Raw genomic sequence first — 14,601 nt, 5'->3', positions numbered from 1 at the left:
CTATTATTTTTAGCGATCATAACTCTGTACTATTCACACTCCGATCCGCTTAAAGATCACCCTTGTGGATAACTACCCGATCTATCCCCATGTTATCTTGAGTTTGATCGCGATCAGATCACAGGTTTCGTTAGCTGTTAACTATTGATTTTAATAAAGAATAAAAGTTACTAACAGAAAATGGCGATCCTAATAATAAACATAATAAAAAGATCTATATAAAGATCTTAAGATCTATTAAGCAAACCCATCTTGATCAATCTATGAAAAATGATCGTTCACGTTCAGACAAGCAAGTGCTAAAATGTCCTCATTGAATAACGTTTCAAATAGAATTTAACTTTCTTAGCAATCAAAGGTCGCATAATGCATTTTCATGAACGGTTTGATGTAATTGTCGTTGGTGGTGGTCATGCCGGTACAGAGGCAGCACTAGCAGCAGCAAGAATGGGATCAAAAACATTATTGTTAACCCATAACATCGACACATTAGGTCAGATGTCTTGTAATCCAGCCATAGGTGGTATTGGTAAAGGCCATTTGGTTAAAGAGATCGATGCATTAGGCGGCGCAATGGCAACAGCCACAGATTTTGCCGGAATTCAATTTAGAACATTAAATTCAAGTAAAGGCCCTGCCGTTCGTGCAACTCGTGCACAAGCAGATAGAGCTTTATATCGTCAAAAAATCCAATCTATCTTACAAAACCAACCTAACTTACGCATTTTCCAACAAGCAGTAGATGACTTAGTTGTTGAAAATAATAAAGTTGTTGGTGTAGTCACACAAATGGGATTAGCATTTGAAGCACCAACTGTTGTATTAACGACAGGCACGTTTTTAAGTGGCAAGATCCACATTGGTTTACAAAATTACAGCGGTGGTCGTGCAGGCGATCCGCCAGCAATTGCATTAGCAAATCGTTTACGTGAATTACCTATCCGTGTTGGCCGTTTAAAAACAGGTACACCACCACGTATTGATGCTAACACTATCGATTTTTCGCAAATGACTGAACAAAAAGGTGATACACCATTGCCTGTTATGTCATTTATTGGCGATGTGAGTCAGCATCCAAAACAGGTTTCTTGTTTTATTACTCACACTAATGAAAAAACTCACGATATTATTCGTGGTGGTTTAGACCGAAGTCCAATGTATTCAGGTGTTATTGAAGGTATTGGTCCACGTTACTGCCCATCGATTGAAGATAAGATCCACCGTTTTGCAGATAAATCATCACATCAGATCTTTATCGAACCAGAAGGCTTGAGTACCAACGAAATTTACCCGAATGGTATTTCTACCAGCTTACCGTTTGATGTTCAGCTCAATTTAGTTCGTTCAATTAAAGGCATGGAAAATGCTGAAATTGTTCGTCCAGGTTACGCAATTGAGTACGATTATTTTGATCCGCGCGATCTTAAAAACTCATTAGAAACCAAAACCATTGCCGGTTTATTCTTTGCAGGCCAAATCAACGGCACAACAGGTTATGAAGAAGCGGGTGCTCAAGGTTTATTAGCGGGTATGAATGCGTCATTACAAGTACAAGGTAAAGAGACTTGGTGTCCTCGTCGTGATGAAGCATATCTTGGTGTATTAGTTGACGATTTATCAACATTAGGTACCAAAGAACCGTACCGCATGTTTACCAGCCGTGCAGAATATCGCTTATTACTTCGTGAAGATAATGCTGATCTTCGTTTAACAGAAAAAGGCCGTGAACTTGGCTTAGTGGATGATAAACGTTGGGAAATGTTCAGTAAGAAAAAAGAAGCGATCGAACTTGAATTACAACGTCTACGTGGACAGTGGGTACACCCAAATTCTCCATTGCTGGATGTGCTTAATCCACAATTGAATACACCAATATCTCGCGAAGCTTCTTTTGAAGATTTACTGCGTCGTCCTGAAATGGATTACAGTAAATTAATGCAATTAGAAGGTTTTGGCCCTGGTCTTGAAGATCCACAAGCTGCTGAGCAAGTGCAAATTCAAGTGAAGTATTCTGGTTATATCCAGCGTCAACAAGATGAAATTGATAAAGCGATCCGTCATGAAAGCTCATTATTGCCACTGGATCTTGATTACCAAGAAGTGCCAGGCCTTTCAAATGAAGTGATAGCAAAGCTCAATAATCACAAACCTGAAACGGTAGGACAAGCCTCGCGCATATCGGGTATTACTCCGGCAGCGATCTCAATCTTGCTAGTACATTTGAAAAAACGCGGTTTATTGAGAAAAAGCGCTTAAATTCAGATATTTTTTCGACTCAATAACACAAGGGAAGCCATAAGGCTTCCCTTAGTGCTTTTACGGCTTCATAATAACCGCCGTCTGTTCATGCATTTTACGAGGCTTTCTGTGTTATCTGCCCAACTCCAAACTTATTTAGCTGAAATGAAAATATCGGCCACTGAATTACAACAAAAACAATTAATCGGTTTTGTTGAAATGCTCGCTAAATGGAATAAAGCCTATAACCTCACCTCGGTTCGCGATCCTGAGCAAATGTTAATCCGTCATATTATGGACAGTTTAACCGTTTCTCCTTATCTTGAAGGACTGCGTTTTATTGATGTGGGCACGGGTCCTGGTTTACCTGGGATCCCGTTAGCAATCATGAACCCAGACAAACAATTTGTATTATTGGACAGTTTAGGTAAACGGATCCGTTTTCAGAAACAGGTTCAATTTGAACTAAAAATTAATAATATAGCCTCAGTAGAAAGTCGAGTTGAAGCTTATCAACCTGATGAAAAATTTGATGGTGTTTTAAGCAGAGCATTCGCGTCAATACAAGATATGCTCAGTTGGTGTCATCATTTACCAACTGAAAAAGGCATCTACTACGCCTTAAAAGGTCAGTTAAACGAACAAGAATTACAGCAAATGCCAGCAGGTTTTTCGCTGGTCGAAACCATTGTATTGCATGTACCAAAGTTAGATGAACAGCGACATTTATTAAAAATTGCTAAGCAATAAAGTGCATTTCTTTCGCTAATTAAGCTAACCGGACATCAATAATTTAAAGACAGGATGACATTGTGGGTAAAATCATTGCCGTAGCCAACCAAAAAGGTGGCGTAGGAAAAACAACAACTTGCGTAAATTTAGCCGCATCACTTGCCGCCACAAAGCGTAAAGTGTTGTTGATCGATTTAGATCCTCAAGGCAATGCAACTATGGGCAGTGGCGTTGATAAATACAATGTCGACAATACCGCCTATGAGCTCCTCGTAGAAGAAAAACCCTTTGCAGACATCGTGATCAAAAATACCGTAGGTAAGTTTGATTTGATCGCTGGTAATGGTGATGTCACGGCGGCAGAAATTAAGTTAATGGAGTTTTATGCTCGCGAGATCCGTTTACGCAATGCATTAGCGCCAATTAGAGACGATTACGATTATATTTTTATCGACTGCCCACCGTCATTAAATATGTTAACAGTTAATGCCATGTCAGCCGCTGATTCTGTACTTGTACCAATGCAATGTGAATATTATGCATTAGAAGGGCTTACAGCGTTAATTGATACCATTACTAAGCTTGGTGCTATGGTAAACCCGACGTTAACCATAGAAGGCATTTTACGCACCATGTATGACCCTCGAAATCGTCTATCTAATGATGTATCAGACCAACTGAAGCAACATTTTGGTGATAAGGTTTATCGAACGGTCATTCCTCGAAATATTCGTCTAGCAGAAGCCCCTAGTTTTGGTGCGCCTGCAATGTATTACGACAAATCGAGTGCTGGAGCCAAAGCTTATTTAGCCCTTGCGGGTGAGATTATTCGTCGTGCTGAGCAGCAAACACAACCCAAACAAGCGTAGGACATAAAAATGACGTTAAAAAAACGCGGTTTAGGTAAAGGCTTGGATGCCTTATTAAGCCACAGCAATGCTGCAAGTCGTAAGAGCGAACAACCAGAAGATACTTTGCCATTAACGACTGCAGGCGAACTTATACACCTTGATCTGGATAAACTTCAAACAGGAAAATACCAACCGCGTAAAGATATGTCTCCAGAAGCATTAGAAGAGCTTGCGGAGTCCATCCGTTCACAAGGGGTTATTCAACCTATTGTTGTACGTAAAGTGGCAAATGGTAATTATGAAATTATTGCCGGTGAGCGCCGTTGGCGTGCTGCACAACTAGCAAAACTCGATAAAGTCCCGTGTATTGTTAAACAGGTGGCTGACGAAGCCGCGGTTGCTATCGCGCTGATTGAGAATATTCAACGTGAAGATCTCAATGCCATGGAAGAAGCAATCGCTTTACAGCGTTTGTTAGAAGAATTTGAATTAACCCATCAACAAGTTGCAGATGCGGTTGGTAAATCTAGGGCTAGTGTCTCTAATTTATTGCGATTAAACAGTCTCAATGAGCCTGTTAAGCGTTTGTTAGAATACGGTGACATTGATATGGGCCATGCCCGTGCTTTATTGGCCATTGAGGGGGATGAACAGACTAATTTAGCTCGATTAGTTGCATCAAAGGAAATGACTGTTCGAGAAACTGAACGATTAGTTAATAAAGCCTTAAATCCGGCTAAAGTCGCCGAAACTCATGCTAAAGATCATGATGTTAGCCGTTTAGAACAAGAGTTAATTGAAAGGCTCGGTGCCAAAGTTGCCATTAACCATGGTACTAAAGGCAAAGGGAAAATTGTAATAAACTACCAGAATCTCGCTGAATTAGACGGTATTTTAAGTAAAATCCGTTAAAAAGCTGACTAAACCATTTCATGTAGTAATTTTGTGACACAGCGCTAATTTTTACTTTTATATATTTAGCGCTAATTCACTCATTAAATCGTTGTTTTCCCATCATCAAAGTTGCAAACAAAGCGCGAAAAGGTATACTTTGCAGGCTTTTTGTATCTTAAGGCTAGTTTAATATATTAAATTTAACATTAGGACCGCGAAAAGCATAATGCGGAGATATGAAGTTGGGTAATGTTTTAGCGCGTCGTGGTAGGTTAGCAGCCTATAAATTAGTGCTGGTACAAGCGATTGTCGCGGGTATTATTTCAATACTATTTTTCGTAATGTGGGGAGCACAGTATGGTCAGTCTGCGTTAGCAGGTGCGACTATCGCTGTACTTCCTAATTTTGTATTCGCAACCCTAGCTTTCTCACATAGTGGGGCAAGCTCTGCAGCAAAAGTGGTTAAAAGCTTTTACTGGGGGGAAGCGGTAAAGATGCTCTTGACCATTGCATTGTTTTCGTTGGCGTTTATCAATATGAAAGTCGGTTTTATGCCGCTTTTTACCTGTTATTCGTTAGCGTTAGTTGTGCATTGGATAGCACCTTTATATTTCAAGCAAAGTTAAGTGGGATGAATCATGGCTGCAACTGGTGAAGCGTTAACACCGCAGGGCTATATCCAACATCACCTTACCAATTTAAGCGTTGGTGAAGGGTTTTGGACATGGCACATTGATTCGTTGCTCTTTTCGGTTGGGCTTGGGATGTTGTTCTTATGGCTGTTTTACAGTGTTGGCAAGAAAGCGACAACAGGCGTTCCTGGCAAGTTTCAATGTTTTGTCGAGATGATTGTTGAGTTTGTTGATAGCAGCGTAAAAGAAACCTTTCACGGCCGCAATCCTGTTATTGCGCCTTTAGCTCTGACTATTTTTGTGTGGATTTTCATGATGAATTTCATGGATATGGTCCCTGTTGATTGGTTGCCTCATGCAGCAAGTCTAATGGGTATCCCATACCTTAAAGTAGTTCCGACTACTGACGTTAACATTACCTTTAGCTTAGCTCTTGGTGTGTTTGTGCTGATTATTTACTACAGCATTAAAGTCAAAGGTGTTTCAGGTTTTGTTAAAGAACTAACATTTCAGCCTTTTAACCATTGGGCAATGATACCCGTCAACTTATTACTAGAAACAGTCACCTTAATTGCGAAACCGATTTCATTGGCTTTGCGACTATTTGGTAACTTGTATGCTGGTGAGTTGATATTTATCCTTATTGCATTGATGTATGGTTCTAACGTGGCGTTATCTGCTCTAGGTGTAGGTTTACAACTAGGTTGGCTAATATTCCATATTTTAGTTATTACTTTACAAGCATTTATTTTCATGATGTTGACCATTGTTTATTTAAGCATGGCGCATGAAGATCACTAAGGGTAACCGAAAATTTTTTTGACCTAAATCATTAATAACAACGATTTAGAATATTGGAGATAGATATGGAAACTGTATTAGGAATGACGGCTATTGCTGTTGCTCTACTTATTGGTATGGGTGCATTAGGAACAGCTATCGGTTTCGGCCTTTTAGGTGGAAAGTTTTTAGAAGGTGCAGCTCGTCAGCCAGAAATGGCGCCTATGTTACAAGTTAAAATGTTCATCGTAGCGGGTCTTTTAGATGCCGTAACTATGATTGGTGTAGGTATTGCGCTATTTATGCTATTTACTAACCCATTGGGTGCAATGCTTTAACTAACGCTTCTGTCTTTAATCTAACTAGGAGGCTGTTGTGAATTTCAACGCTACCTTACTCGGTCAGACGGTTGCCTTTATTCTCTTCGTGTGGTTTTGCATGAAGTTTGTATGGCCTCCGTTGATGAATGCCATCGAAGAACGCCAGAAGAAAATTGCTGATGGTCTGGCAGATGCCGGCCGTGCAGCAAAAGATCTAGAGTTAGCACAAATTAAAGCTACTGAGCAACTTAAAGAAGCAAAAGTAACTGCCAACGAAATTATTGAGCAAGCTAACAAGCGTAAAGCTCAAATCGTTGAAGAAGCTAAAGTTGAAGCACAAACTGAGCGCGCTAAAATTATCGCTCAGGGTCAAGCAGAAATTGAAAACGAACGTAATCGCGTAAAAGATGACTTGCGTAAGCAAGTTGCTTCTCTAGCCATTATTGGTGCTGAGAAAATCCTTGAACGTGTAATCGATGCAGAAGCCCACAGTGACATAGTTAATAAACTAGTTGCTGAAATTTGATTAAGGGAGTTGAGTTATGGCTGAATTAAGCACCATCGCTCGCCCTTACGCAAAGGCAGCTTTTGATTTTGCTGTTGAGCATAAAGCAGTAGAAAGTTGGACAGAAATGTTAACTTTCGCTTCATTGGTGAGTGAAAACGAATCAATCAAGCCATTGCTTAATGGTACTCTTGCGAGTACACAACTTGCCACACTGTTTATTAACGTATGCGGTGAGCAAGTCAATGAGCAAGGTCAAAACCTGATAAAGGTAATGGCTGAAAACGGTCGTTTAGGGATACTGTCAGCAGTATCGCTACTTTTTGCTGAATACCGTAATGAGTGGGCGAAAGAAGTTGAAGCCGATGTGGTTTCTGCTTTTGAGTTGACTTCTGAGCAACAACAGCAAATTAGTGTTTCTCTAGAGAAACGTCTCGCACGCAAAGTTAAGCTGAATTGCAGCATCGACGCATCGCTCATTGGCGGTGTGATTATTAAATCAGGCGACCTAGTCATTAATGGCTCGGTAAGCGGTAAGTTATCGCGTTTGTCTGACAAGCTGCAGTCGTAATTGGGAGTTTAAGCATGCAACTGAATTCCACTGAAATCAGCGATCTGATTAAGCAGCGGATCGAGCAGTTCAACGTCGTTAGTGAAGCTCGCAACGAAGGTACTATTGTTGCAGTAAGCGACGGAATCATTCGCATTAACGGCCTAGCCGATGTAATGCAAGGTGAAATGATCGAACTGCCTGGTGGCCGTTTTGCAATCGCGTTGAACTTAGAACGTGATTCTGTCGGTGCCGTAGTAATGGGCCCTTATGCTAATTTAGCAGAAGGCGCAAAAGTAAGAACAACTGGTCGTATTCTTGAAGTACCTGTTGGTCGTGGACTACTTGGCCGTGTTCTTAACACGCTTGGTGAGCCAATTGATGGTAAAGGACCTGTCGACAACGACGGTTTCTCTCCTGTTGAAGTGATTGCTCCAGGTGTTATTGAGCGTAAGTCAGTAGACCAACCAATCCAAACTGGTTATAAAGCCGTTGATGCCATGATCCCAATCGGTCGTGGTCAACGTGAATTGATTATTGGTGACCGTCAGACTGGTAAAACAGCGATGGCTATCGATGCAATTATCAACCAGAAAGATTCAGGTATTAAGTGTGTCTATGTTGCTGTTGGTCAGAAAGCTTCTACCATCGCTAACGTAGTACGTAAACTTGAAGAACATGGCGCACTAGCTAACACTATCGTTGTAGTTGCATCAGCTTCTGAAGCTGCCGCTCTGCAATACTTAGCACCATATTCTGGTTGTTCTATGGGTGAATATTTCCGTGACCGCGGTGAAGATTCTTTAATCGTATATGATGATTTGTCTAAGCAAGCAGTTGCTTACCGTCAAATTTCATTGCTATTGAAGCGTCCACCAGGACGTGAAGCGTACCCAGGTGACGTATTCTATCTACACTCGCGTTTATTAGAGCGGGCTTCACGTGTAAACGTGAACTATGTAGAAAAGTTCACAAATGGTGCAGTAACAGGCCAAACCGGTTCGTTAACCGCGTTACCTATTATTGAAACCCAAGCTGGTGACGTATCAGCGTTCGTACCGACCAACGTAATTTCTATTACAGATGGTCAGATCTTCCTTGAGACTGACTTGTTTAACTCGGGCTTACGTCCAGCAGTTAACCCAGGTATTTCTGTTTCTCGTGTTGGTGGTGCAGCGCAGACTAAGATCATCAAGAAACTGTCTGGCGGTATTCGTACTGCACTAGCACAGTATCGAGAGCTTGCAGCGTTCTCACAGTTTGCATCTGATTTAGATGATGCAACTCGTGCTCAGCTTGAGCATGGTGAGCGTGTAACCGAATTAATGAAGCAAAAACAATATGCTCCTATGAGTGTTGCTGCTCAGTCTGTGTCTATTTTCGCAGCTGAAAAAGGCTTCCTGAAAGGTGTTGCTTTAAATGAAATCGGTCGCTTCGAAGCCGCTCTGCTTTCATACATGAACAGTCAACATGCTGACCTAATGAACACCATCAACGCTACTGGCGATTATAACGCTGATATCGAAGGTGAGTTAAAGGCAGGCATGGACAAGTTCATTGAAACCCAAACCTGGTAATAATGAACACGGGGTGTCATTAGGCACCTCAGGTCCCAGATTGGAGAGTAGAGATGGCCAGCGCTAAAGAGATTAAAACCAAGATCGCGAGTGTTAAAAATACTCAGAAGATCACTTCCGCTATGGAAATGGTAGCAGCCAGCAAAATGCGTAAAGCGCAAGAACGCATGGCAGCAAGCCGTCCATATGCAGAAAATATGCGTAAGGTGATCGGTCACGTAGCGCAAGGTACTCTCGAATATAAACACCCCTATTTAGAGGTGAGAGATGCCAAGCGGGTTGGTTACATAGTAGTAGCAACCGACCGTGGTCTTTGTGGTGGTTTGAACGTCAACCTTTTCAAAAAGGTTGTGTCAGACGTTAAAAAATGGAAAGAACAAGGTGCAGATGTTGAGTTTTGCCCAATTGGTGCCCGTTCTGTTCAGTTTTTTAAAAGCTTTGGTGGTGAAATATCTGCCCATGCATCAGGTTTAGGCGATGCGCCAAAACTTGCTGATTTGATTGGCACAGTACGTGTCATGTTAAAAGCTTACAACGAAGGTAAACTGGATCGTCTGTATATTGTGTTTAACAAATTTGTTAATACAATGTCCCAGACTCCTGTGATCGAACAGCTGCTACCTTTACCTAAATCAGATGAAGAAGTAGCTAGTTATCCTTGGGATTATATTTACGAGCCAGATCCAAAAGAAATTTTGGATGTATTATTAACTCGTTATATAGAGTCTCAGGTATATCAAGGCGTTGTTGAAAATATTGCCTCTGAACAGGCTGCCCGTATGGTAGCAATGAAGGCGGCAACAGATAACGCTGGTGAAATGATCGATGATTTGCAACTCGTCTATAACAAGGCCCGTCAGGCTGCGATTACGCAAGAACTGTCGGAAATTGTATCAGGCGCTGCAGCGGTTTAGGTTAGGTAACGAAATCAAGTTTAGAGGATTAATCATGAGCACAGGTACTGTTGTCCAAGTAATTGGCGCGGTTGTGGACGTAGAGTTTCCACAAGATTCTGTACCTCGAGTATATGACGCTCTGAAGATCACTGGCGAAGGCGCCTGCAATGGTTTGGTGCTGGAAGTTCAGCAGCAGCTAGGTGGTGGTGTAGTTCGTACCATCGCTATGGGTTCTTCTGATGGTCTGCGTCGTGGTCTAGAGGTAGTAAACTCAGGTTCACCAATTTCTGTTCCGGTAGGGGCTGCAACCCTTGGCCGTATTATGAACGTACTAGGTGAGCCAATTGATGAAGCGGGTCCTATCGGTGAAGAAGAGCGTTATGAAATTCACCGTGCAGCTCCTTCATACGAAGAACAGTCAAATTCAACTGAACTTTTAGAGACGGGTATCAAGGTTATCGACCTTGTTTGTCCTTTCGCTAAGGGTGGTAAGGTTGGTCTGTTCGGTGGTGCTGGTGTTGGTAAAACAGTTAACATGATGGAACTGATTAACAACATCGCTAAAGCTCACTCAGGTCTTTCAGTTTTCGCTGGTGTTGGTGAGCGTACTCGTGAGGGTAACGACTTCTACTACGAAATGAAAGATTCAGGCGTATTAGACAAAGTAGCCATGGTTTATGGTCAGATGAACGAGCCTCCAGGAAACCGTTTACGCGTAGCGTTATCGGGCCTGAGTATCGCTGAAAAGTTCCGTGACGAAGGTCGTGACGTATTGTTGTTCGTGGACAACATTTACCGTTACACCCTTGCTGGTACTGAAGTATCTGCACTATTAGGTCGTATGCCGTCAGCAGTAGGTTATCAGCCAACACTAGCTGAAGAGATGGGTGTTCTTCAAGAACGTATCACTTCAACTAAGTCTGGTTCGATTACTTCTGTTCAAGCTGTATATGTACCAGCGGACGATTTAACCGATCCGTCACCCGCTACAACCTTCGCTCACTTAGATGCGACTGTTGTATTGTCTCGTCAAATTGCTTCTTTGGGTATTTACCCAGCCGTTGACCCGTTGGACTCGACTTCACGTCAGTTAGATCCACAGGTTGTTGGTCAAGAGCATTATGATGTTGCAAACGGTGTACAAACTGTATTACAGCGTTATAAAGAGCTGAAAGACATTATTGCTATTTTGGGTATGGATGAATTGTCAGATGATGACAAAACCATGGTATTCAGAGCACGTAAGATTGAGCGTTTCTTATCTCAACCTTTCTTCGTAGCAGAAGTGTTTACAGGTTCTCCTGGTAAGTACGTTTCTCTAAAAGACACTATCCGTGGCTTTAAGGGTATTTTGGAAGGTGAGTTCGATCACATTCCAGAGCAAGCGTTCTACATGGTTGGCTCAATCGATGAAGCTATCGAAAAAGCGAACAAAAAGAAATAACTAGGCCGTAAAGCTTAGTTCTTTAAGGAGAACTTGATGGCAGCCAAAACAGTCCAACTTGATATTGTTAGTGCAGAAGACAGCATCTACCACGGCGAAGTGAGCTTTTTTGAAGTGAACGGCGCTGAAGGTGAGTTAGGTATTATGCCTAACCACGTTGCTCTACTAACAACAATCAAGCCTGGTATGGCGCGCTTTATCAAGCAAGATGGTAGTGAAGAAGTGTTGTACCTTTCAGGTGGTTTACTGGAAGTACAACCTACTGCAATCTCAGTACTTGCTGATGTAGCATTACGTGCCGATGATATTGATGAAAAAGCCGCTTTACAAGCGAAGGAACGTGCAGAGCAAGCTATTGCTAATGCTGGCGCCGACTTCAATTATGAAGCTGCTGCTATCGAATTAGCCAAGTCTTTGGCTCAATTGAAAGTAGTTGAAACCATCAAGCGAAATATCACCAGATAATCTGATTATTTGACGCTGAAAAGGCGACTCATTATGAGTCGCCTTTTTTATTGCCGTTTAATACCATTACGCATTAATAGGTGATCACTCAGAATGCGTCCAGCGGTTTTTGATTAAGGCGTCGCTATGTAGTAATGGTTGTTCCCTTTCAAATAGCGAGAACGCAGAGCAAAAGCCGCTGGGGCATTCCTTTCAGGCGAGTTTTAAAAGGGCTTACACTGCGTTGCATGACTTCGAAAGAGAATAACTATTCATTCAGTCATTCGCCTTGCTTAAGCCCTTTTAAATTCTCGCTGAGAGATCACTTACTAACGCGGAATGGCATAATACATAAATACCACATCGTGAGTTTTTCCATTTGTATTGAGATTAAGCTAAAATAGCGCCAATTAGAATTTATGTTGTTTGAAGGGATTAATTATGTCGTTAAATGTTGTCATCTTAGCTGCAGGCAAAGGAACTCGCATGCGCTCTGATTTGCCTAAAGTTCTGCATCCAATTGCTCATAAAAGTATGGTTCAGCATGTTATCGACACAGCTAACTCATTAGGATCACAAGCGATTCAATTAGTTTATGGCTATGGTGCAGATAAGCTACAAGCGGCATTAGGTGAGCAAACATTAAACTGGGTATTGCAAGCCGAGCAGCTTGGTACTGGCCATGCGGTAGCACAAGCCAATCCAAACATTAACGACGATGATACCGTACTCATTCTTTATGGTGACGTTCCGCTTATCCAACAATCAACACTCGAAAGCTTGCTTGCCGCGCGTGAGAAAAATGGCCTCGCTATTTTGACTGTCAATCTGACTAATCCAACAGGTTATGGCCGCATTGTGAGAGAGTTTGGTAAGGTTGTTGGTATCGTTGAGCAAAAAGATGCGAACGCGGACCAATTAAAAATCACTGAAGTGAATACCGGCATCATGGCGGTACCCGGCAAGCAATTAAAAGCGTGGTTGAATCGGTTATCTAACAACAATGCTCAAGGCGAATATTATTTAACAGACATTATTGCCATGGCTCATGCTGATGGTGTCGCTATTACCACGTCACAACCCCAGTCAGCCATTGAAGTTGAAGGCGCAAATAATCGTGTGCAATTAGCACAGTTAGAACGTGCTTACCAAGCTCGCGCTGCTGAAAAACTCATGTTAGAAGGTGCCAATTTACGCGACCCTGCACGTATCGATATTCGTGGTGATGTTACCGTGGGTATGGATGTGATGATTGATATCAATGTCATATTCCAAGGTAAAGTGGTATTAGGTAATAATGTCACGATTGGTGCTGGTGCGATTCTGATTAATTGTGACATTGCAGATAACGCTGAAATTAAACCTTATACCATCGTTGAAGGCGCAAAGCTTGGGCAAGCAGCCAGTGCTGGACCTTTTGCTCGTTTACGCCCAGGGGCGGAACTGAAGCAAGATGCGCACATTGGTAATTTTGTTGAAATAAAAAAATCAGTGTTAGGTGTTGGCTCTAAAGCGGGCCACTTGAGTTACATAGGTGATGCTGTTATTGGTGCTGGTGTGAATATTGGTGCTGGTACCATTACCTGTAACTACGATGGAGCTAATAAGTTTATTACCACCATCGAAGATGGCGTCTTCGTAGGAAGCGACACTCAATTAGTTGCCCCAGTGACTATTGGCAAAAACGCCACCTTGGGTGCCGGCTCTACTATCACTAAAGATGTAGCAGAAAATGAATTAGTTATTACCCGTGTAAAACAACGCCATATCGCAGGTTGGCAACGTCCAGTGAAGATTAAAAAGTAAAACCGTAAGCTCAATACTGGCGTTTACTGCTAAAACCTCTGCTTACCACAGAGGTTTTTTTGTACTTTTATTTCAATTTTAACGATTCAGATCTAGATAAAGTTTCATTTACTGCTAAAATATCTTTCGCTTCGAAACTTGTGTGAAAGATTTTTAATCAAATGACCAAACGTAATACTCAACAACGTCGCCATTCGATCATTAAATTGGTCAACGACCAAGGTGAAGTCAGTGTCGATGAGCTGGCCAGTTTGTTCGCTACTTCAGAAGTCACGATCCGCAAAGATTTGGCCATGCTAGAAACGCACGGATTATTGTTACGTCGCTATGGCGGTGCGGTATCGGTACCTCAGGAAATGACGCAATTAGCCAATGAAACGTTATCGTTAAATAAGCAAGCTATTGCCGCTAAAGCGGCTGAGCTTATTCGCGATCATAACCGAATCATTATTGACAGTGGCAGCACCACGTCAGGGATTGTGCAGCAACTTAATGATAAGCGTGGCCTAGTAGTGATGACGAATTCATTGCAACTGGCAAACGCAATTCATGAACTTGAAAATGAGCCGACATTATTGATGACCGGTGGCACCTGGGACCCACATTCAGAGTCTTTTCAGGGCCAAGTGGCAGAGCAAGTATTACGTTCATATAATTTCGATCAACTGTTTATCGGTGCCGATGGTATCGACCTAGATCGTGGCACGACTACATTTAACGAACTCACCGGCTTAAGCAAAGTGATGGCCGAAATGTCACGTGAAGTGGTGGTGTTATTAGAGTCGACCAAAATTGGTCGACGGATCCCCAACCTAGAACTGCCGTGGGATGTGGTCAATGTATTAGTCACCGACGACAACATTAGCCCACAAGCAGTAGACATTATTTCAGCACATGGCGTTAGAGTCTTACTCGCGCCATATGCTCAGTAA

Annotated in this window: 15 protein-coding genes; all 15 read left to right on the top strand. The window is 42.1% G+C overall.

Annotated features, from left to right (window positions below; genetic code table 11):
• Positions 1–366 precede the first annotated feature (366 nt).
• The 15 genes from mnmG (at position 367) to AC19MX_RS17245 (ending at position 14,601) form a co-directional block, all read left to right on the top strand.
• Positions 367–2,256 (top strand): tRNA uridine-5-carboxymethylaminomethyl(34) synthesis enzyme MnmG, encoded by a 1,890-nt coding sequence (mnmG, locus tag AC19MX_RS17315; protein ID WP_498299284.1) that lies wholly within the window; start codon positions 367–369, stop codon positions 2,254–2,256.
• Positions 2,257–2,367: 111 nt separating this feature from the next.
• Positions 2,368–2,988: a 16S rRNA (guanine(527)-N(7))-methyltransferase RsmG gene (gene rsmG / locus AC19MX_RS17310; RefSeq protein ID WP_498299283.1), complete on the top strand. Its 621-nt coding sequence runs from the start codon at positions 2,368–2,370 to the stop codon at positions 2,986–2,988.
• Between the two features lie 62 nt (positions 2,989–3,050).
• Positions 3,051–3,839 carry a ParA family protein gene (locus AC19MX_RS17305; protein ID WP_432403373.1) on the top strand — a complete coding sequence of 263 codons (789 nt, stop codon included), beginning with the start codon at positions 3,051–3,053 and terminating at the stop codon, positions 3,837–3,839.
• Positions 3,840–3,848: 9 nt separating this feature from the next.
• Positions 3,849–4,733: a ParB/RepB/Spo0J family partition protein gene (locus tag AC19MX_RS17300; protein WP_498299282.1), complete on the top strand. Its 885-nt coding sequence runs from the start codon at positions 3,849–3,851 to the stop codon at positions 4,731–4,733.
• Positions 4,734–4,957: 224 nt separating this feature from the next.
• Complete coding sequence (locus AC19MX_RS17295; protein ID WP_432403446.1) at positions 4,958–5,341, top strand: ATP synthase subunit I; 384 nt, start codon at positions 4,958–4,960, stop codon at positions 5,339–5,341.
• A 12-nt stretch (positions 5,342–5,353) separates the two neighbouring features.
• Positions 5,354–6,148 (top strand): F0F1 ATP synthase subunit A, encoded by a 795-nt coding sequence (gene atpB, locus AC19MX_RS17290; RefSeq protein ID WP_432403375.1) that lies wholly within the window; start codon positions 5,354–5,356, stop codon positions 6,146–6,148.
• Between the two features lie 65 nt (positions 6,149–6,213).
• Positions 6,214–6,465 (top strand): F0F1 ATP synthase subunit C, encoded by a 252-nt coding sequence (gene atpE, locus AC19MX_RS17285; protein ID WP_011639455.1) that lies wholly within the window; start codon positions 6,214–6,216, stop codon positions 6,463–6,465.
• A gap of 37 nt (positions 6,466–6,502) precedes the next feature.
• Complete coding sequence (gene atpF, locus AC19MX_RS17280; RefSeq protein ID WP_432403377.1) at positions 6,503–6,973, top strand: F0F1 ATP synthase subunit B; 471 nt, start codon at positions 6,503–6,505, stop codon at positions 6,971–6,973.
• Positions 6,974–6,989: 16 nt separating this feature from the next.
• Positions 6,990–7,523, top strand: coding sequence for a F0F1 ATP synthase subunit delta (atpH, locus tag AC19MX_RS17275; protein WP_432403379.1), 534 nt, complete (start codon positions 6,990–6,992; stop codon positions 7,521–7,523).
• Positions 7,524–7,537: 14 nt separating this feature from the next.
• Positions 7,538–9,079, top strand: coding sequence for a F0F1 ATP synthase subunit alpha (atpA, locus tag AC19MX_RS17270; protein WP_498299281.1), 1,542 nt, complete (start codon positions 7,538–7,540; stop codon positions 9,077–9,079).
• Positions 9,080–9,132: 53 nt separating this feature from the next.
• On the top strand, positions 9,133–9,993 hold the full coding sequence (gene atpG / locus AC19MX_RS17265) for a F0F1 ATP synthase subunit gamma (RefSeq protein ID WP_432403383.1): 861 nt from the start codon (positions 9,133–9,135) through the stop codon (positions 9,991–9,993).
• Positions 9,994–10,027: 34 nt separating this feature from the next.
• Positions 10,028–11,419 carry a F0F1 ATP synthase subunit beta gene (gene atpD / locus AC19MX_RS17260; protein WP_160055766.1) on the top strand — a complete coding sequence of 464 codons (1,392 nt, stop codon included), beginning with the start codon at positions 10,028–10,030 and terminating at the stop codon, positions 11,417–11,419.
• Positions 11,420–11,455: 36 nt separating this feature from the next.
• Positions 11,456–11,884: a F0F1 ATP synthase subunit epsilon gene (locus AC19MX_RS17255; protein ID WP_432403385.1), complete on the top strand. Its 429-nt coding sequence runs from the start codon at positions 11,456–11,458 to the stop codon at positions 11,882–11,884.
• 420 nt (positions 11,885–12,304) lie between these two features.
• Complete coding sequence (gene glmU, locus AC19MX_RS17250; protein WP_498299280.1) at positions 12,305–13,669, top strand: bifunctional UDP-N-acetylglucosamine diphosphorylase/glucosamine-1-phosphate N-acetyltransferase GlmU; 1,365 nt, start codon at positions 12,305–12,307, stop codon at positions 13,667–13,669.
• Positions 13,670–13,830: 161 nt separating this feature from the next.
• Complete coding sequence (locus AC19MX_RS17245) at positions 13,831–14,601, top strand: DeoR/GlpR family DNA-binding transcription regulator (RefSeq protein WP_498299279.1); 771 nt, start codon at positions 13,831–13,833, stop codon at positions 14,599–14,601.

The sequence above is a fragment of the Shewanella sp. MF05956 genome (genome assembly GCF_059758055.1).
The sequence above is the reverse complement of the archived record's forward strand: the minus strand, read 5'-3'. Positions and strand labels throughout refer to the sequence as shown.